The sequence below is a fragment of the Marinobacterium aestuariivivens genome (assembly GCF_042661465.1).
Classification (GTDB): domain Bacteria; phylum Pseudomonadota; class Gammaproteobacteria; order Pseudomonadales; family Balneatricaceae; genus Marinobacterium_A; species Marinobacterium_A aestuariivivens.
Window position 1 is genome coordinate 3,836,857 of the sequence record NZ_JBHSWE010000001.1, and the last position, 18,633, is coordinate 3,855,489.

The 18,633-nt window shown below is 63.9% G+C and carries 18 protein-coding genes and 2 pseudogenes; 5 read left to right on the top strand and 15 right to left on the bottom strand.

Annotated features, from left to right (window positions below; all coding sequences use genetic code 11):
• Window position 1: 1 nt before the first annotated feature.
• The 3 genes and pseudogenes from dmpG (at window position 2) to ACFQDL_RS20050 (ending at window position 4,109) form a co-directional block, all read left to right on the top strand.
• Complete coding sequence (dmpG, locus tag ACFQDL_RS20040; protein WP_379910558.1) at window positions 2-1,027, top strand: 4-hydroxy-2-oxovalerate aldolase; 1,026 nt, start codon at window positions 2-4, stop codon at window positions 1,025-1,027.
• Between the two features lie 706 nt (window positions 1,028-1,733).
• Window positions 1,734-2,884 (top strand): annotated as a pseudogene (locus tag ACFQDL_RS20045) (FMN-binding glutamate synthase family protein).
• A 340-nt stretch (window positions 2,885-3,224) separates the two neighbouring features.
• Entirely contained in the window at window positions 3,225-4,109 is an 885-nt protein-coding gene (locus ACFQDL_RS20050; RefSeq protein WP_379910559.1) for a LysR substrate-binding domain-containing protein, read from the top strand.
• Window positions 4,110-4,128: 19 nt separating this feature from the next.
• Here ACFQDL_RS20050 and ACFQDL_RS20055 read toward each other — a convergent pair whose 3' ends face one another.
• The 13 genes and pseudogenes from ACFQDL_RS20055 to ACFQDL_RS20115 form a co-directional block, all read right to left on the bottom strand.
• Window positions 4,129-4,644: an ACT domain-containing protein gene (locus ACFQDL_RS20055; RefSeq protein WP_379910560.1), complete on the bottom strand. Its 516-nt coding sequence runs from the start codon at window positions 4,642-4,644 to the stop codon at window positions 4,129-4,131.
• A gap of 68 nt (window positions 4,645-4,712) precedes the next feature.
• Window positions 4,713-6,182 (bottom strand): sodium:solute symporter family protein, encoded by a 1,470-nt coding sequence (locus ACFQDL_RS20060; protein WP_379910561.1) that lies wholly within the window; start codon window positions 6,180-6,182, stop codon window positions 4,713-4,715.
• Between the two features lie 405 nt (window positions 6,183-6,587).
• Entirely contained in the window at window positions 6,588-7,802 is a 1,215-nt protein-coding gene (locus ACFQDL_RS20065) for a M24 family metallopeptidase (RefSeq protein ID WP_379910562.1), read from the bottom strand.
• A 353-nt stretch (window positions 7,803-8,155) separates the two neighbouring features.
• Window positions 8,156-8,617, bottom strand: a complete 462-nt coding sequence (locus ACFQDL_RS20070) for an REP-associated tyrosine transposase (protein ID WP_379910563.1) — start codon at window positions 8,615-8,617, stop codon at window positions 8,156-8,158.
• Window positions 8,618-8,789: 172 nt separating this feature from the next.
• A complete protein-coding gene (gene ptsP / locus ACFQDL_RS20075; protein ID WP_379910564.1) occupies window positions 8,790-11,144 on the bottom strand; it encodes a phosphoenolpyruvate--protein phosphotransferase in 2,355 nt (784 codons plus the stop codon).
• A 97-nt stretch (window positions 11,145-11,241) separates the two neighbouring features.
• On the bottom strand, window positions 11,242-11,595 hold the full coding sequence (locus ACFQDL_RS20080) for a magnesium transporter (RefSeq protein WP_379910565.1): 354 nt from the start codon (window positions 11,593-11,595) through the stop codon (window positions 11,242-11,244).
• Window positions 11,561-12,547: a CBS domain-containing protein gene (locus tag ACFQDL_RS20085; RefSeq protein ID WP_379910566.1), complete on the bottom strand. Its 987-nt coding sequence runs from the start codon at window positions 12,545-12,547 to the stop codon at window positions 11,561-11,563. Before ACFQDL_RS20085 ends, ACFQDL_RS20080 begins: the two co-directional genes overlap by 35 nt.
• Window positions 12,537-13,367, bottom strand: a complete 831-nt coding sequence (locus tag ACFQDL_RS20090) for a magnesium transporter MgtE N-terminal domain-containing protein (protein ID WP_379910567.1) — start codon at window positions 13,365-13,367, stop codon at window positions 12,537-12,539. Before ACFQDL_RS20090 ends, ACFQDL_RS20085 begins: the two co-directional genes overlap by 11 nt.
• Window positions 13,360-13,929 carry a mechanosensitive ion channel family protein gene (locus ACFQDL_RS20095; protein ID WP_379913207.1) on the bottom strand — a complete coding sequence of 190 codons (570 nt, stop codon included), beginning with the start codon at window positions 13,927-13,929 and terminating at the stop codon, window positions 13,360-13,362. Before ACFQDL_RS20095 ends, ACFQDL_RS20090 begins: the two co-directional genes overlap by 8 nt.
• Complete coding sequence (locus ACFQDL_RS20100) at window positions 13,818-14,198, bottom strand: mechanosensitive ion channel family protein (protein WP_379910568.1); 381 nt, start codon at window positions 14,196-14,198, stop codon at window positions 13,818-13,820. Before ACFQDL_RS20100 ends, ACFQDL_RS20095 begins: the two co-directional genes overlap by 112 nt.
• Before the next feature lie 172 nt (window positions 14,199-14,370).
• Window positions 14,371-15,540, bottom strand: a pseudogene (gene nhaA / locus ACFQDL_RS20105) (Na+/H+ antiporter NhaA).
• On the bottom strand, window positions 15,477-15,716 hold the full coding sequence (locus ACFQDL_RS20110; protein WP_379910569.1) for a hypothetical protein: 240 nt from the start codon (window positions 15,714-15,716) through the stop codon (window positions 15,477-15,479). The pseudogene nhaA and the gene ACFQDL_RS20110 overlap by 64 nt, the downstream one beginning before the upstream one ends.
• A gap of 90 nt (window positions 15,717-15,806) precedes the next feature.
• Window positions 15,807-16,493 (bottom strand): Crp/Fnr family transcriptional regulator, encoded by a 687-nt coding sequence (locus tag ACFQDL_RS20115; RefSeq protein WP_379913209.1) that lies wholly within the window; start codon window positions 16,491-16,493, stop codon window positions 15,807-15,809.
• 320 nt (window positions 16,494-16,813) lie between these two features.
• On the opposite strand from ACFQDL_RS20115, the gene ACFQDL_RS20120 reads away from it, so the two are divergent.
• Window positions 16,814-17,035, top strand: coding sequence for a glycine zipper 2TM domain-containing protein (locus ACFQDL_RS20120; protein WP_379910570.1), 222 nt, complete (start codon window positions 16,814-16,816; stop codon window positions 17,033-17,035).
• A 232-nt stretch (window positions 17,036-17,267) separates the two neighbouring features.
• Here the strand turns inward: ACFQDL_RS20120 and ACFQDL_RS20125 are convergent, their stop codons facing one another.
• Together ACFQDL_RS20125 and ACFQDL_RS20130 are read right to left on the bottom strand one after the other, a co-directional pair.
• Window positions 17,268-17,432 carry a DUF1328 domain-containing protein gene (locus tag ACFQDL_RS20125; protein WP_379910571.1) on the bottom strand — a complete coding sequence of 55 codons (165 nt, stop codon included), beginning with the start codon at window positions 17,430-17,432 and terminating at the stop codon, window positions 17,268-17,270.
• A 63-nt stretch (window positions 17,433-17,495) separates the two neighbouring features.
• Window positions 17,496-17,807 (bottom strand): BON domain-containing protein, encoded by a 312-nt coding sequence (locus tag ACFQDL_RS20130; RefSeq protein ID WP_379910572.1) that lies wholly within the window; start codon window positions 17,805-17,807, stop codon window positions 17,496-17,498.
• A gap of 346 nt (window positions 17,808-18,153) precedes the next feature.
• Here ACFQDL_RS20130 and ACFQDL_RS20135 point away from each other — a divergent pair, with 346 nt between their 5' ends.
• Window positions 18,154-18,633: a hypothetical protein gene (locus ACFQDL_RS20135; RefSeq protein WP_379910573.1), complete on the top strand. Its 480-nt coding sequence runs from the start codon at window positions 18,154-18,156 to the stop codon at window positions 18,631-18,633.

Sequence of the window (18,633 nt, forward strand, 5' to 3'; positions counted from 1 at the left end):
CATGAATTTGAAGGGCAAGAACGTCACCCTGCACGATATGTCCTTGCGCGACGGGATGCACGCCAAGCGGCACCAGATCAGCCTGGAGGAAATGGTCAGTGTCGCCACCGGGCTCGACGAGGCAGGAATGCCGCTGATCGAAGTGACCCATGGCGACGGACTCGGCGGCGCCTCGGTCAACTACGGCTTTCCGGCGCACTCGGACGAGGACTACCTCAACGCCGTGGTGCCGAAGATGAAACAGGCGAAAATCTCGGCGCTGCTGCTGCCGGGTATCGGCACCGTCGATCATCTGCGCATGGCCCGGGATCTGGGTGTCTCGACCATCCGCGTCGCCACCCACTGCACCGAGGCCGATGTCTCGCAGCAGCATATCAGCCTGGCCGCGAAGATGGAGATGGACTGCGTCGGCTTCCTGATGATGGCGCACATGGTCTCGGCCGAGCAGCTGCTCGAGCAGGCGAAGCTGATGGAGTCCTACGGCGCCAACTGCATCTACTGCACCGACTCGGCCGGTTACATGCTGCCGGACGAAGTGACCGAGAAGATCGGTCTGCTGCGCAGCAAGCTGCAGGCCAATACCGAGATCGGCTTCCACGGCCATCATAATATGGCGATGGGTGTGGCCAACTCCCTGGCGGCGATCGAGGCGGGCGCCGCACGCATCGATGGTTCGGTGGCGGGTCTCGGCGCCGGCGCCGGCAACACCCCGCTGGAAGTGCTCTGTGCGGTATTGGATCGCATGGGTGCCAACACCGGCATCGATCTGTACAAAATCATGGACGTGGCCGAGGACCGGGTCGTGCCGCTGATGGATCAGCCGATCCGCGTCGACCGCGACGCCCTGACCCTGGGCTGGGCCGGCGTCTACTCGTCCTTCCTGCTGTTCGCCCAGCGTGCCGAGAAGAAATACGGCATCCCGGCCCGCGATATCCTGGTCGAACTGGGCCGTCGCGGCACCGTTGGCGGCCAGGAGGACATGATCGAGGATCTGGCCCTGACTATGGCCAAAGCGCGCAACGGCTGAGATCAGCATCCCTATTGCCTGGTTTTCGTCATGCATCCCCAGGCTCTTTCGCCCCGCCGCCCGGCGGGGTTTTTTATGTACAGCAGTCGCTATGGGGCGATGCCGAATACCTGGCATAGCCGGAACATCTTCGATTACCCTGTGCCAGACTTGTCGATAGTTTGCGCCGGTTTATGCCGGTGTCTCCCGATCCAAACCGACAGGGCATAGCATGAAGAAATTTGCCGACCCGGCCGTGCGCTACGGCGCTCTTTCAGTGTTGACACTGGTAACGGCCATCACCGTGCTGGCGGGGTTGTTCGGGGCGGGCTGGAGTGCCTGGCTGCTGATCCTGCTGCCACTGACCGGGCTCGGCCTCTGGGATATGCTGCAGCACCGCCATACACTGTTGCGCAACTATCCGCTGGTGGGCCATCTGCGTTGGCTGTTCGAGCTGACGCGCCCCTATCTGCGCCAGTATATCGTCGAGAGCGATCTCAGCGGCCGGCCCTACAATCGAGAACAGCGCTCGCTGGTTTACGAACGCGCCAAGGATGTAGTGGACTCCCAGCCGTTCGGCACCGCGTTCGACGTCTACGACAACCAGTACGAGCTGATGACTCATTCGATCATCGCCCGAACGATCGGTGATACCGATTTTCGCGTGCGTGTCGGCGGTCCGCAGTGCAGCCGGCCCTACGAGGCCTCGCTGCTGAATATATCGGCGATGAGCTTCGGCGCCCTCGGCGGCCGCGCGATCGAGGCGCTCAATCTCGGCGCGCGCCGTGGCGGTTTCTACCACGACACCGGCGAGGGCGGCATCAGCGTCTATCACCGCCGCCATGGCGGCGATCTGGTCTGGGAGATCGGCACTGGTTATTTTGGCTGCCGCGACCGCGATGGCAATTTCGACGTCGCACTGTTCGAGCGCGAGGCCCGGAGCGACCAGGTCAGGATGATCGAGATCAAGCTCAGTCAGGGCGCCAAGCCGGGTCATGGCGGGGTGTTGCCGGGACGCAAGGTCACCGCGGAGATCGCCCGCGCCCGCCATGTGCCCGAGGGCACCGAGTGCGTTTCGCCGCCGGCCCATAGAGCTTTCTCGACGCCGGTCGAGCTGCTGGAGTTCGTCGCGCTGTTGCGCGAGCGCTCCGGCGGCAAGCCCGTCGGCATCAAGCTCTGTGTCGGCCATCCCTGGGAATTTTTCGCGATCTGCAAGGCGATGCTCGAGACCGGTATCCTGGTCGACTTCGTCGTCGTCGACGGGGCAGAGGGGGCACCGGGGCCGCGCCGGAGGAGTTCTCCGACCATGTCGGCATGGCGCTGCGCGAGGGGTTGGTACTGGTGCGCAATGCGCTGGTGGGCACCGGGCTTCGCGGCGATATCCGTATCGCCGCCAGCGGCAAGGTCTACAGTGCCTTTTCGATGGCACGCAGTCTGGCGCTGGGCGCCGACTGGTGCAACGCCGCCCGTGCCTTCATGTTCGCCCTGGGCTGCGTGATGTCGAAGAAATGTCATACCGACCGCTGTCCGACCGGCGTCGCGACCCAGAACCCCTACCGTCAGCGCGGGCTGGTAATCGACGACAAGGCTTGGCGCGTCGCCCACTTCCACCGCAATACCCTGAAACGCCTCGGCGAGCTGATCGGTGCCGCGGGCCTCGAGCAGCCGGGCGATCTGCGTCCGCATCATCTGCACCATCGCACCGGCCCCAACTCGGTGGCGACGATGGACAAGATCAAGGACTTCCTTGCCCCCGGCATTCTGCTGGAGGACCCGAATTCGACGCCCTATGCCGAGTGGTGGGCTGCAGCCACCCCCGACAGTTTCGAGCCGCTTCAGACCACCGGACCGCGGCAGCATAAAGGGCCGCAAGACTGAGCCTTGACGCGGCGGGGCGCTGCTACAAAGCGGTACGATCGTTAAGGTGGCGTAGGAGATTCTATGGCTCGTGATAACTCCTGATTGTGGGAACGGCTTCTGTGGGAGTGGCTTTAGCCACGAGCGGAAATGGCATCAAAGGCGGTTATTCGCGGCTGAAGCCGCTCCCACGGGTTAGTGCCAGGGCCGATAATTCGTAGGAGCAGAGGGCGCTCTTGTAAACACGGCGCGATTTCCGGTGTGGGGAAGTATTTATTTTTACAATGTTTATGCTGGGTCTATTTAATGTGCTAATGCGGTGCGATACCCTTGGCAGACGACAGCGCACGCGGAGATCGCCATGAAAAACCTGCCGATGGACCTTCTGAGGACCTTCGTCACCATCAATGACCTGGGCGGTTTCACCCAGGCCGGCGAGGTGCTGGGACGCTCGCAACCGGCCGTCAGCCTGCAGATCAAGCGCCTCGAGGAGTTGATCGAGGTATCGCTGTTCAATCGCAACGGCGGGCTGCGACTGACCGAGGAGGGACAGCTGCTGTACGGTCATGCGCGCAAGATCCTGGAGCTGAACGACACCGCGATTTCCCAGCTGACCACGCCGGCGGTGAGCGGTTCGGTACGGCTCGGCATTCCAAACGACTTTGAGGTGTCCTTTCTGCCGATGACCCTGTCGAAGTTCAGCAACGCCTATCCCGGCGTGACACTGGATGTCAGCAGCGACCTGAGCGTGCATCTGCGACAGGCATACCGTCGTGGCGCCTATGACCTGGTGATGAGCATGGACGAGCACCCGTCGGAGGAGATTCTGCCGGGCGATGCGATCGTCGAACCGCTGTCCTGGGTCAGCGGACCTTCGTTCCGGCTCGATCCGCTGGAGCCGGTGCCACTGGTGCTGTACCCGCAGGGCTGCGTCTATCGTCGCCATATTACCGAAACCCTCAACCGGGCCGGCATCGCCTGGCGGATTCTGTACTGCACCTCCAGCCTGCTGGGGATCCAGGCCGCGGTGGAGGCGGGGCTCGGCGTCAGTGCACTGGCGAACAATACGGTCCCGGGCAAGCTGAGAGCCGATAAGGTGCTGGGGCACCTGCCGCCGTTAGGGGAGGTCACGATCGGTTTCAATTATGATGTCGCCAACCTGTCGCCCGCCTCGACACGATTGCTCGACTACCTGCGTAACGGCCTGCAGCAGAGCCAGCGTTTCACGGTCAACGGCAGCCTTTGACGGGGCGTGATCCGGCCCGTTATACCGGGCCGGAGAGATCGATGGAGAGGTCCTGGTTCAAGCGTAGCAGGGTCTGCTGCAGTCGATCCCCGCAGAGGTCCCGTGTCAGGCGTGCCTGAATATTGGCCTGAAAGTTCACCCGGTCGTTCGTTGCGGCGGCTACGGCCTGCTGGTTGTAATGCTCGATATCGGCACCGTGACTCTCCAGGATGATGCGGATGTCCTGGTCCAGACCCAGACGGTAGGGACCGCTGATCTCGACGCTGAGTTTGGGGCTCCGGGGCGGCATCGAACTCAGTTGTTCACGCGCGACCAGGTAGAGACCGGCGGCCGCGAAGTCTTCCAGGCGCTTCCAGGCCCAGGCGACATTTTCCTGCGGCAATCTGATGCGGTACAGGCCACTGAGCCGGCCGGCCATGCTGACCAACTGGTGATCGAGCAGGGAGCCTTCGCACAGGGCGATCGTAGCGGTAAATTGCTGCAACAGTTCGGGGTCGTCGTTTCCGACAACGGTGAGCAGCCAGGTCTTATCCATGGTGACAGCCTTGGTGTTGTGGTGAATGAACTAGAGCCCCGGGGGCATACCCCGGGGATTGCCGAAGTTCAGCCTGCGGCGGCTTGACGGTGGTCTGGGCGGGGCGCCCGGGCGAACGTCAGCTTGCTGACGCTGACGTAGAGTAGGCTCGATACCGCACAGCCGATCAGGGGCCCTTCGACCCAGCCGAGGTCGGTGAACAGCAGGCAGCCGCCGCTGGTGACCAGGCCGGACAGCATTGCCGCGAGGGCGCCGTAACTGTTACCGCGCCAGATCGACGAGACGAATACAGGTCCGATCAGTACCGCCAGCAAGGTGCCGGTGCCGAGAATTCCCAGCCAGGAGAGCATGAAGGGCGGGGCATAGAGCATCATGACCAGACCCAGAATACCGAGAATCACCACCCAGCTGCGGTTCAGCCAGAGTACCCGCGATGCCGATGCCCGGCTGTTCGCAAACAGTGCCTTGCGCAGGTCGTGAGAGGCGGCGGACGATACCGTGTGCAGCAGCGAGTTGGCGGTCGACTTCATCGCGAAGAGAATGAAAAGTGTAATGACGCCGCCCACTATCGGGTGCAGGTAATTGGCCAGGTAGTAGGGCATCGCCTGGTCAGCCTCGGCCAGCTCCGGATGTTTGGCGCGCACATAGAGTCCCGCGATCGGGACGAGGCTCAACAGGCAGCCCAGCGGCGCGACCCAGATCGCAACCTGATGAAACCGCACACCCGGTTTGAAGGCGAGAAAACGAACGGCCATATAGGGCAGTACGGCGGTAAACAGGAAGGCGTAGGGCAACACCAGGAACACCGAGCTCTGGTTTTCTCCATACGGCTGGGCGGTAACCGGATTCAGCAGACCGGGATCCATGGCGTTCAGCCGTTCGATCAGCTCGCTGGGGCTGAGGTCGGTGAAGATCTGTACCATCATGACGATCGCGGCCAATGCCATGCCGCAGACCATCAGCGTATCGGTCCAGGCGACAGCGGCGAGCCCGCCGAGCATGGTGTAGAGGATGATGACGCCAATCATCATCGCGGCGCTGGAGTTCAGGTCGATGCCGAGCCAGGAGGCGCCCAGCAGGCCGACCGCCTTGATCTGGCTGGTTAGAAACACCAGAAGCAGCAGTATGGTAATGATCGCTGCCATGCCCTGGACCAGGCGGGCCAGTGGCCCCGAGCCGTGTAACTGGGCGATGTATTCGGGAATGGTGCAGCTACCGAGGCGGTCGGCCTGTTTTCGAAGGAAGGAGGCAAAGTAGAGAACGGCGATCACCATCGCCGGGGCAAAGAAGAAGTTGCCCAGAACCTCCACTGCGCCGAACTCGAAGGCGACGCCGGGCGATCCCATAAAGCCCCAGCCGCTGAAGCCGGTGGCGACGATCGTGCCCGCACCCACGAAGGGACCGAGCGAGCGTCCTGCGATCAGAAATCCCGATTCGTCATCGCTATTAACGACTCGGCTCGAAACGAATCCCATGTATATCAGTACCGCGAATGAGACCAGCAACAGGGTCCAGTTCAGCCAAATATAATTGTTCATGCGCTGTCTCCTGTCAGTCCGTGGATGAGGTAATGAGTTCGCGCCGAGCATAGGCCGCCGCAGTGAGCGTGAGCAGCGCCAGGTTGAGAATAATGAACCAGTCCAGAGTCCAGGCTTCGATGATCATGAGTTGCACCTTCTCCAGCAGGAGTCTCGCTCCTGACGTTTATTGTTTTGCAGGTATTTGTAGCTGGATAGGGAAAAGCGTTATTCGCTTTTCTAATTTACCGATATTGCACATGCGACATGAATATCCCCGTCGGGGTGGAGTGCTACCGGATGTGGGGCTCCGGTACCACTCCTGGTTGGCAACTTTGGCGTTGCCGAAAAAGGGCGGGCCGGTGCAAGAATGTGGGGTTCCTGTTACCGGCTGGCGTAGTTGACCCAACAGGGCACTACGCCTGCCTAGCCCTTGATGATGTTGTACTCCGGTCCGAACGGGAAGCGGGTGATGTTTTCGGCACCGCTCTCGCCGACCACCAGGATATCGTGCTCGCGGTAGCCGCCGGCGCCCGGACGGCCTTCCGGGATCATCAGCATCGGCTCCATCGACACCACCATGCCCGGCTCCAGAACGGTGTCGACATCCTCACGCAGTTCGAGACCGGCCTCGCGACCGTAGTAGTGGCTCAGGGTGCCGAACGAATGGCCGTAACCGAAGGTGCGATACTGCAGCACATCGTGCTCGGCGAAGATCTCGTTCAGCTCGGCGGCGATATCGCAGCAGCGCGCACCCGGCTTGATCAGCTCGAGACCGCGGCGGTGAACCTTGCAGTTGATTTCCCACAGCTCCAGGTGGCGGTCCGACGCGTGTTCGGCGAACAGGGTACGTTCCAGCGCGGTGTAGTAGCCGGCGATCATCGGGAAGGTGTTGAGGCTGAGGATATCACCGGCCTGCACCTTGCGCGAGGTCACCGGGTTGTGGGCGCCGTCGGTGTTGATGCCCGACTGGAACCAGACCCAGGTGTCCATCAGCTCGCCGTGCGGGAAGGTGCCGGCGATCTCGCGCACCATCGCCTGGGTGCCGGCGAGGGCGATTTCATATTCAGGTACACCGACCGCGATGGCGTCACGGATGGCCGCACCGCCGACGTCGGCGACGCGCGCGCCCTGCTTGATCAGCGCGATCTCCTCGTCGGACTTGATCATGCGCATCTTCATGGTCGGCACGCCGATATCGACGAACTCGGCCGCCGGCAGCGCATCCTTCATCTTCTGCAGGTTCTGCAGCGGCATGTGGTCGTACTCGACACCGACCTTGCCGCCATCCCTGATCAGCTGCTTGACGGCATAGAAGAAGTTGTCTTTCTGCCAGTCGGTGTAGACGACGTTGTCGCCCAGCTGATTGCGGCGATACGGCTGGCCGCCGTCGATGTTGGCGGTGACGGTGGTGTAGCTGTCCTGGGTGACGACCAGACCGTAATCGCGGCCGAAGCGGCAGTAGACGAAGTCGCTGTAGTAGTTGATGTTGTGGTACGAGGTAAAGAGCACGGCCTCGACATTCTGCTCGGCCATAAAGGCGCGCAGCTTGGCCAGGCGGGACTCGAGTTCGGCTTTGGTGAAGGTCGGTCGTACCTTGTCGCCGTTGGGGATGGACAGGGTCTGGGGCATCTTCAACATCTTGTTACTCCCAATTGTTCTTGTGGGTGTCGTTATGGGCCAGTGGCCGGGCGTCAGCGCGGATATCGGATGTCCGTCGCGCGGAGCCGGCAGTTCTCACTGGCTTGATTCGATCCTATCCCTGTGCCGCACATAACAGAAATCAATAGTTCAAATGAATACATTTGTGATATAAATGTGGCGTTGGCGGTTCTATGGTTCCTGACAACTCCCGATTGTGGAAGCGGCTGCGGGAGTGGCTGTGGGAGCGGCTTTAGCCGCGAATAGCCGGCATCGGTGCCACTTCCATTCGTGGCTAAAGCCACTCCCACAAAAGCCCCCACACGTCTGTTTCTCCCAGCCTTACAAGAATCTCAAAGCCAGATAGCATCCCAGAAGGGGTAATCGCCCAGGCTAGTCACCAGTCCCCCACGCAGAGGATTGGCGACGACATACCGCGCCAGTGCTCGCAAATCCTCGTCATTGCGTACCGCATGATCATGGTAGCCCGGCTGCCAAACGGACCCGGATCGCCCTAGCAAGCGGTTGATGCGGTAGGCGCTGATACCCTTGATTCGATGCATCAGCCGATGCAGTTCGGTGTCGCTCCGAAGCTGAAACAGCCAGTGCAGATGGTCAGGCATGATGACGTAGGCCAGCGTCCGTGCGTGGGCGTCCTCGTTTCTCAGCACGGATGCAAGCGACTGGCCACACCGGAAGTCCCGGAACAGCCTTTCCCTCCCATGAGTGACTGTGGTGATCAGATACAGATGGTGCTGCATCGAGACTCGCCCATTGCGCAGGTCTCGACTGTGGAAGTTCGGCATCCTTGCCATTCTGGAATCTCCCGTGAATCCTGACTCCAGGTAAGCATAGCCAGTGATAGCGGAGATCCTTGAACGGAAATGGCACCAAAGGCGGCTATTCGCGTGGGAGCGGCTTTAGCCGCGAATAGCCACCGTCGGTGCTCTCCGCCTTCTCGGCTGAAGCCGCTCCCACACTCGGGAATCAGGTGGAGTTGCCCGGATGCACCAGGGCGCCGAGGCCGGCGTCGACCAGGACCTGGACCAGCATGGCGCGGATGGCGCTGGCCTGTTCGAGATTGAGGGCGCGTGACAACAGTTCGCGGGCCTGCTGGCGCTTGAAGGAGCGCAGGACCCACTTGATGCGCAGCAGGTCGCTCGGGCTCAGGCTTAGGCTCTCGACCCCCAGGCCCAGCAGCAGCAGCGCAACGGCGGGATCACCGGCGGCCTCGCCGCAGACACTGACCGGCTTGCCGTAGCGCTGGCTGGCGGCGACGACCTGGATCAGTGCCCGGATCACGGCCGGGTGCAGGGCGTCGAACCATTTCGCCACCCGTTCGTTGTTGCGGTCGACCGCCAGCAGGTACTGGGTCAGGTCGTTGGTGCCGACGCAGAGGAATTCGGCGCGGCGCGCCAGTTCCTCGGCCTGGTAGACGGCGGCCGGTACTTCGATCATCACCCCCAGGCGCGGCATGCGGATGGCGTCGTCGTCGTCCTGCAGCTCGTGGCAGGCGCGCGCGATCAACACCATGGCCTCGTCGAGGTCCTCGACACGGCTGATCATCGGCAGCAGCAGCTGCAGGTTGCCGAGCCCTGCATTGGCCCTGAGCATGGCGCGGATCTGGGTCAGGAAGATATCGGGGTGGTCGAGGGAGATGCGGATGCCGCGCCAGCCGAGATAGGGGTTCTCTTCCTGCACCGGGAAGTAGGTCAGGGCCTTGTCGCCGCCGATATCGAGGGTGCGCAGCGTGACCGGGCGGGGATGGAAGGCTTGGAGCACCTGGCGATAGAGCGCGAACTGCTCCTCCTCGGTCGGGAAGCTGTCGCGTACCATGAAAGGAAACTCGGTGCGGTAGAGCCCGATGCCTTCGGAGCCGCGGGCGAGCGAATGGCTCAGGTCCGACAACAGGCCGGCATTAGTATAGAGCGGGATACGCACGCCATCGGGCGTCTCGGCCGGCAGTTCGAGCAGCCGCTGCAACTCCTGGGACAGCTTCTGCTCCTGGTGTCGCATCCTGCGGAACTCGTTTCGCAGCGCCTCGCTGGGGTCGAGGTGGATCTGGCCCTGATAGCCGTCGACGATCAGGGTCCGGCCGTCGAGTTCGGTGAGGGGAAAGTCGCCGGCCACGCCCATGATCGCCGGAATCTCCATCGAACGCGCCAGGATCGCCAGGTGTGACAGGCTCGAGCCGTGGGCCGAGATCACGCCCGCCAGACGGTCCTGCGGTACCGCCGTCAGGTCGACCGGCCCCAGGCTCTCGCCGACCAGCACTGTCTGTTCCGGATAGTGGCGCTCGCCGGGCTCTTCTTCCTCGAGCAGGCGAGCCAGCAGGCGGCGGCCGATATCGCGGATATCCTGGGCGCGTTCGCGCAGGTAGGGATCGTCCATCTGCTCGAACAGCCGCACGTGATCGAGCACGCTGTCACGCAGGGCCGCCGGTGCCCAGTGGTTCTGGCGGATGCGGACGACCGTGGCATCGTAGAGTTCGCTGCTGCGGGCGATCAGCGCATAGGCCTTGAACAGCGCCCGGTCCTCGGCGGTCAGGCCGGGGTCCATACGTTCGCCGAGCTGCTCGAATTCGCCGGCGACCCGCTCGATCGCATGGCGCAGCAGCTCGATTTCACGGTCGATATCGCCGGCGGGGCGGTCCGGCACCTTTTCCGGCTCGGCCGGCGGATAGATCACCACGCCGGTCCCCATGGCGATGCCGCTGGCACCGGCCCCGCCTTCGATGCGGATCGGCCCGGTAGCGGCGATATCGGCTTCGCCGACGGCGGCGCCGTGGGCCAGCGAGAGGGCGATGGAGCCGGCCAACTGGGCCGCCAGGGTGACCAGGAACGCGACTTCCGACTCGCGGAAGCGGCGCTCGGCCAGTTGCTGGGCCACGAGTACCCCCAGCAGCTCGTCGCGGTGAACGATGGGGACGCCGAGAAATCCGTGGTATACGTCTTCGCCCGAACCTGGCAGGGCACGGTACAGACGCTGGGCCGGCGCGTTGCGGACATTGACCGGCTTGCGGCGCCGGGCGACCAGACCGACAAGGCCTTCGTCCTGCTGCAGTTGCAGCTGGCCGACGATCGCCGGGTTCAGCCCTTCAGTGGCCATCAGCACGTAATGGCGGTGGGCCTGATCGGTGAGAAAGACAGAGCAGGCTTCGACCTGCATGGTCGAGCGCACACCGCCGACGATGGCATCGAGCGCCGTTTCGAGGTCCGCAGCCTGGCTGACCCGCTGCACGATCCGATGCAGCGCCGTCAGCTTGGTCAGGGCGCTGGCGGGTCTGTGCGGTTGCGACCGCCCGGGTGTTTCCACCGGCTCCGGCTTTGCCTTGGGCGTCATGATTCCACCTCCGGTCACCGTCGCCGATGCGGCAACGGTCTGGTATTGATGAAACAGACTGCTGTTGACAGGTTACTCCCGCGCTCGGCAACCGTCATCACAGCAGTCCGGACAGCAGGGTGGCAAGGCCGAGGAAGCTGAACATGCCGACGACATCGGTGACGGTCGTCAGAAAGATGCTCGACGACTGCGCGGGATCCTGTCCCAGCATGGTCAGCAGAACCGGGATGGTGGCACCGGCCATGCCGGCGATCACCATCGACAGCACCATTGCCAGACAGATGACCAGCACCAGCCCGTACGAGCCGCTCCAGAGCCAGACCCCCAGGGAGGTGACACCGGCAATGGCCAGACCGTTGAGGCTGGCCGCGGCGGCTTCCTTCGCGATCAGCTGTCCCCAGTGGCGCGCGCTTATCTCACGCAGCGCCAGGCCGCGCATCGTGACGGCCATCGCCTGGGCACCGGTGTTGCCCGACTGTCCGGCAACCACCGGCAGCAGCACCGCCAGGGCGGTGAACTGGGCGATGGTGCTCTCGAACAGACCGACGACCGCGGCGGCCAGAAAGGCCGTCAACAGATTGATCTGCAGCCAGGGCTGGCGCTTGCGCACGGCGAAAGACACCCTCGACAGGGCCCGCTCCTCCTTGCTGCTGCCGACCATGGTCTGCAGCGTCGCGCTGGCCTCGTTTTCCACGGCCGCGACCAGGGCCTGGGGGGACGACGCCGAGCAGCCGGCCATCGCGGTCGATCACCGGCAGGTCGATCAGGCGATACTCGTCCAGTCGTTCGACGAGTTCGTCGCGTGGCGCCAGCGCCTCGACGAAGGCCCGCACGGGCTGCATCAACTCGTCCAGGCGGTCGGCGGCGCGCGACATGGCCAGCAGCTGGATCGGAATGAAGCCGGCCAGCCGGTTGTCGTCATCCAACACGAACAGGCTGAGAATATCCTGGCGGCGGCTGTCGCGTAGCCGGCGCATGGCTTCACGGACCGTCATGGCCGGCCGGAATACCAGTACGCGCGGGTCCATCAGCGAGCCGGCGCGGTCTGGCGGAAAGCTCATCAACAGGCGCAGTTCGCCGGCTCTGCCGGCATCGAGCTGGTCGAGATAGCGTTCGCGAACCTCCGGCTCCAGCCCCGTGAGCCAGGCGATGCAGCGGTTGGGGGTGGCCCGGGACAGCAGCTCCCGGATGCGCGGCAACGGCAGCGACTCGAGCACCCGGCCTGCGATGTCCGGGACCAGCCGCTCCCAGACCGGCAGGGAGGGCTCCAGCGGCATGTCGCCGAGAATGCGGCCGATCTGATCGGCCGGCAGTTTCTCCAGCAGCTGGGTGGCCTCGCCGGGATACTGCTGCAGGTAGGCCTGCTGCAACAGCGGCACGGCGCCTGTCCGGTCAGTCGTCATGCTGACCGTCCTTCGTGGCCGGGTCGTGTCGGGCCGGGATCAGCAAGGTGGCGGCCGTTGACCAGAACAGGTCGATCAGGTCCAGCATCGGGTTAGCCGGACTGACCTTTGCATCGGATTCAGCCGTCAGTGTACTCACCATCCGTGCCTGGCTCAGAACGCCGAGCAGCAGGCCCCGTCGGTCCGTGACCGCTACCAGGGTGTCCCGCGTCCATATCGGGTGATGCTCGATCGCCCGCAGCGGGGTACGGGGCAAAAAGTGGGCGACGTCGGACTGAAGCAGGCTGCCGACGCTTAGCCGCGGGGCGCGCGCGACCAGGTCCTGGACCGCGACCTGGCCGACCAGCCGATGCGCGTCGTCCAGAACGAATACCAGATGGTGCGGAGGCTGCGGACCCTGACGCAGCCGTCTCAGTGCCTCGTCGACACCGAGGTTCGAAGGCAGCGTCCGAACCCGGGTGTCCATGGCGGCGCCGACCGAGCCCTCGGGAAAGCTGCGTACCAGGCGCAGTGCGCGATTGATGCCGGGCGGCATCGCCTGCAGCAGGCCGTCGCGAACGTCGGGAGCCAGCACCTGCAACAGGGAAACGGCCAGGCCGGTGGGCAGTCGGGCCAGCAGCCCGGCACCCCTGTCCGTCGGCAATGTTTCGAGGCAGCGGGCTGTCGTCAGGGGCGGCAGATGCTGCAACACGCGGACGACGGTTCTTTCGGGAATGCCGGCGAAAAGCTCGGCCAGATCCGTTGCGGCGAGGCCTGCCAGCGCTGCGGCGGCCGCTTCGGGGTGATCGTCCATGAAACGGGTTGCCAGCAGATCAGACATCGCTGTCGGCCCTCTGCTTGAGCAGCGAAACGCTGTCATTGAACAGCCTGGCCGGGACAAGGGCCCGTCCCTCCGCGGTGTCGAGCACCACCGCCGTCGAGGTGATCTCGAGGATTTCGCCCTCGGTGCCGTCGATCCGCACCTGCTGACCGACCCTGTAGAGCTTGCGCAGCTGGTGGGACGCCAGAATATTGCTGACCTGGTCCCGGGCGCCGATGCCGAATCCCAGCCCCAGTCCGCCCAGAATCGCGGCTGCGGCAATGGTCACCAGGTTGGCCAGCAGGCCGACATCGAGACCGAGGTGGCCAATGCCCAGGATGGCCGCGAAGGTAACGGCCAGCCCCCGGGTCATCAGTCCAAGCGCCTCGGCCGAATCCAGGCCCCGGGCCAGCGCCGCGGTGCGCATGAAATCGCCGCCCAGGGTACCGAGCAGATAGCCCGCGACCAGAATCAGGCCGCTGACGACCAGGCGCGGCAGAAACTGAATGAGCTGGTTGATCCAGTCGGCCAGGCCCGGCAACCCCAGCGATTCGACGGCTGCGGCAATGAAGAACAGCAGCACCAGCCAATAGAGGATCCGCGCCACGATGCCGGTATCGTGTTTGCGCAATGGCAGTCCCGCCCCCAGGGCCGGCGCCGCAGAGCTGCGGTCAGGCGGTCGAGGCCGGAGCCGAAACGCAGCCAGAGCGTCCGGACCAGCCGGGCGCAGAGCCAGCCGAGCAACAGCAGCAACAGGGCGGTGATCAGGTTGGGCAGGTAGGCCAGCAGAATTTTCAGGAACTCGCCAAAGCTGTTGGCCAGAATGTCGCGGATGTTATCGAAGGTGTCCATCGTGTCCGCTGTGCCTGTCTCGAAGGGGACGGAAGCTCGCTTAACCTTTTAAGACTAGCCACAGCGGGCCGGCGCCGCCATCGACCGGATAGATCTCGCTGCGGGGCGGTGCAAAACCGTTGGCCGGATCGGAGAGGGTGCCGCGGCCCTTGAACGGCCTGGCGGTAACCTGTCAGTCGCGATCGGCCGCAGGGGGCCGGGCCTGCGCGGGCAGCGGCAGCAACAGCGCGATACCGGCAATGGCGGAACCAACCGAGGCCAGCAGGATGCCCAGCTTGGCGCTGTCGATCTGATTTGGGCCGAAGGCCAGGTGGGCAATGAACAGCGCCATCGTGAATCCGATGCCGGCGAGCAGGCCACCGCCTGCCAGCAGCCGCCAACTGAGGTCCGGCGGTCGAGTCGCGATTCCGGACCTTGTTGCCAGCCAGCTGAACGTCAGAATGCCGATGGGTTTTCCGAGAACGAAGCCGAAGAATACGGCCGCGGTGACGGAACCGTCCAGTGCGTCGAACGACAGTGGCAGGCCGGCGTTGGCAAAAGCGAAAAGCGGCATGATGACAAAGCCGACCCAGGGTGCAGCGCCATCTCCAGCCTTTCGACCGGAGACAGCGTTTCGCGCGCCGCGATCTCGGCCGCCCGCAACGTCTGGCGGTCCCGGGTATCCCCGCTGCCCTGATCATCGGCCGGATGGGCGATGACCTGGCTCAGTATGGCGTACAGGCGCTCGTCGCTGACCCAGCGGCGGGCCGGCGTCATCAGACCGAGAATCACGCCCGTAATGGTGGCGTGAATACCGGATGCATCCACCAGCAGCCAGATCAGGGCACCCAACAGAAAGTACAGCGGAAAGCCACGGATGCCCAGTACCGCCATTGCGCGAATGACCGCGAGGCCGGCCGCCGCCAGCGCCAGTGCGCCCCAGGAGAGGTCGCCGCTGTAGCCGATCGCCACGACAAGAATGGCGCCGATGTCGTCGACGATCGCCAGCGACAGCATGAACAGGCGCAGGCTCGGCGGAATCCGCCTTCCCAGCAGTGCCAGGCAACCGATGACAAAGGCGGTGTCCGTCGCCATCACCGTGCCCCAGCCCGTCACCCCGGGCTGGCCCCACTGCAGCGCCAGGTACAGCGCTGCCGGCACCAGCATGCCACCTGCGGCGGCCGCTATGGACAGCGCTGCCATGCGCGGCTTGCTCAGCTCTCCCAGCACCAGCTCCCGCTTGAGTTCCAGGGCGACGAGGAAAAAACAGCGTCATCAGGCCGTCGTTGATCCACTCTTTCAGCGGCCGGGCGAAATCGAACGCGCCGACCTGAAGCCCGACCCGGGTCTCCCAGAGATCCAGAAACGGATGGGCCCAGGGGAGTTGGACAGAATCAGTGCCGCGGCCGTGAACAGCAGCAGAACGGCACCGCCGGCGGCCTCGATGTGCAGAAAGCGGGCAAAAGGTTTGGTCAGCCGATCGACGTAGGCCGACGGCAGCCGGGTATACGGCGGCTCCGCCTGCGGATCATCCGTCATGGAATACACCCAAAAGGCGTATCTGCCTGCAGGCGTCTGCACGATCCGCTGCGCTGGCGCGCGGGTGGCGGCCGAGTCCGCGCGGCGTGATTATGCAACGCCGCTCCCCGGCAGCAGTCGGTCGTACTCGCGTTTGACCACTGCATAGCACTCGCAGGTCCTGGCCTCCAGTCCGGCCCGGTCCACGATGGTGATGTGGCCGCGGTGGTAGTGGATCAGGCCGGCCGCCTGCAGTTTGCCGGCGGCCGCGGTGACACCCTCGCGGCGCACGCCGAGCATGTTGGCGATCAGCTCCTGGGTCATCAGCAGCTCGTCCGATGGCAGCCGGTCGCGGCTCAGCAGCAGCCAGCGGCAGAGTTGCTGGTCGAGCGAGTGATGGCGGTTGCATACCGCGGTCTGCGCCATCTGGGTCAGCAGTGCCTGGGTGTAGCGCAGCAGCAGGTGCTGCAGCGCGATCGAGTCCTGGAACTCCCGCTTCAGCAGTTGTCCCGGCAGCCGGTAGGCCTGGCCGGCGCTCTGTACCACGGCGCGATTGGGCATGGTTTCGCCGCCCATGAACAGGGCAATGCCGATGATGCCGTCGTTGCCGACCACGGAGACTTCGGCCGAAGCGCCATCGAGCATGACGTAGAGCAGGGAGACGATGGAATCGGTCGGGAAATACACGTGGCGCAACTCGTGGCCGGATTCGTAGAGCACCTGGCCGAGCGGCAGCGAGACGCTTTCCAGGTGCGGGGCGAGGCGCGCATATTCATCCGTCGGCAGGGCTGCGAGCAGGTGGTTCTGTCGCGGGTCATGAAGGGGGGCACGGTCGAGCTCCTGTTCCGGTCACCGGGCAGGCACCGAACGGCCTTTCCGGTGTGGTTTCTTCACTGCTTGACGTCCTGCCAGTATAGACGACTTGCCCGGGCCGGCAATTGATCGCGGCCGCAATGACCGGGCCCATGCGCGCTATGAGCGCTGGCGTACAGAAGCTGTCCCGCATTCGCGAGATGATGGAAACAAGGATCGGCGTTCGCATGGAAACTGCCCCGGTATCGGAGCGGTGAACATCTGAACGACCCGTCCCGTGCAGCCACTGAGATAGAGGTTAATCCATGAAAACGCTACAGAATTTTGCGCTCGGCGCACTGATCGCAGGTATGCTGCTCGGTCTGGCGGGTTGTTCCGGCATGTCGAAACAGGACACCAATACCGCCATTGGCGCCGGTGTCGGTGCCGTCGGCGGTGCCATCCTGACCGGTGGCAGCACGACCGGCACCGTGGGCGGTGCCGCGGTCGGCGGCATCATCGGCCACGAGATCGACGATTCCGAATAGTGCCCGCCGCGTCCTGAACAATACTGTCGCCTGCGCGGGGCTGCGCTCTGGCGCTGCCCCTCATCGAATGAACGAGCGTCGAATGAACGCGAAATAATCCGGTTGCCCGCCAAAAAGGGAGGGCCCCGGATTTTTTTTCGGCTTTTTCAGGCCTTTGTCCCGGGCTTCGGCATGCCGGAACCCCGTGGTTGCCGCATGGCACGCCCGTGCCGGCCGTTGCGCGGGTCCGGGGTCATTTGCGACGCTTCAGTCCCATGATCAGCGAGACGACAAACAGCACGATAAAAACGACAAACAGGATCCTGATGATCTCGACGGCGCCCGCTGCGATACCGGTAAAACCCAGTAAGCCGGCGACCACGGCGGCGATAAAAAACACAAAGGCGTAATACAGCATCCGTTTTTCTCTCCCGTTGCGCGGTCAGCAAGGCTGCATGCGGGCCTATTCAGCGTACGGCCGTCACTTGACCCGCATGTCGTTTCGGACCGCTTTCACACCCTCGACACTTCGTGCCACCTCGACGGCCCTGTTGATATCGGCCTGGGAATTGACGAAGCCGCTCAACTGCACCACGCCCTTGAAGGTCTCGACGTTGATCTCCGCGGATTTCAGTGTGGGTTCGTTGAAGATCGCCGCCTTGACTTTGGTGGTCAGAACAGTGTCGTCAATGTACTCGCCGGTGCCTTCCTGCTGCGCAGTGGAGGCGCAGCCCACGAACAGGGCCAGTACGGCCATCAGGAAAAAGGCGTGGAATTGCTTCAGTGATTGCATGGTTCTGTTCTCCGGATAGGCTGGGGAGCGCTGGCGGGCGGGTGTGCGCTGCCGGCTGCATTGGCAGCCGCACGCTCGCCCGTCATCGCCACTAGGATTGTTCAATCCGGGACCTGCGTCTGTGCGCAAGCGCACATTGCGTCGGTTCATTGCGGACTCCGGCCATTGTGTATGACAGCGTACCGACGGGGTGGGGGGCAAATGGATAGCCTTGTACCTGAACTCGGCCCCCGGACAGGGAGGCCTTCGAGCCTGACAGGCACAGAGCCCTTCAGCCAGCCCCCAGCCCCGCACAGGTGCGTGAAGGGTACGCCACGGGCGGATCGCGACGATACAGGACACAGCCATGACTAACGACCGGGCATTCACGAAGGTGCAGGCTGAAGATATCCGAATGGCTGTTGCGCGGTCGCCGGCGATAGCCGGCGTCCGGTCGCGCGGTCGTATTCCGGCGCCATTAGACGCAGCCGCCGATTCAGATCTGAGCCGGGAAGTGCTCGCGAATTCGGATGGCTGTGCCGGTCTGACCGAGTGGGTAGCGCAACTGTCCGATGGACTCGCGCGACTGGGCCGGGCCGGGGGCGAAATGCTCATGATCGACCTTACGCTGCCCGGCGATCAGCGCATAGCGGCCTTCAATCGGCTGTTTCAGGCGGCGCCCGGTGCGCTGGTTCTTATCCACCTGAATGCCATTGGTCCTGTCGATCCGGCCGTTCTGGACCCCTTGCCCGGGCCTGCCCCGTCGGTCTGCCTGTATCGACTCGAGCTGACATGGCTCGATAGCCGTCAGCGGCTCGCAGTCTCCTCGTTGCCGATACCGGTATGA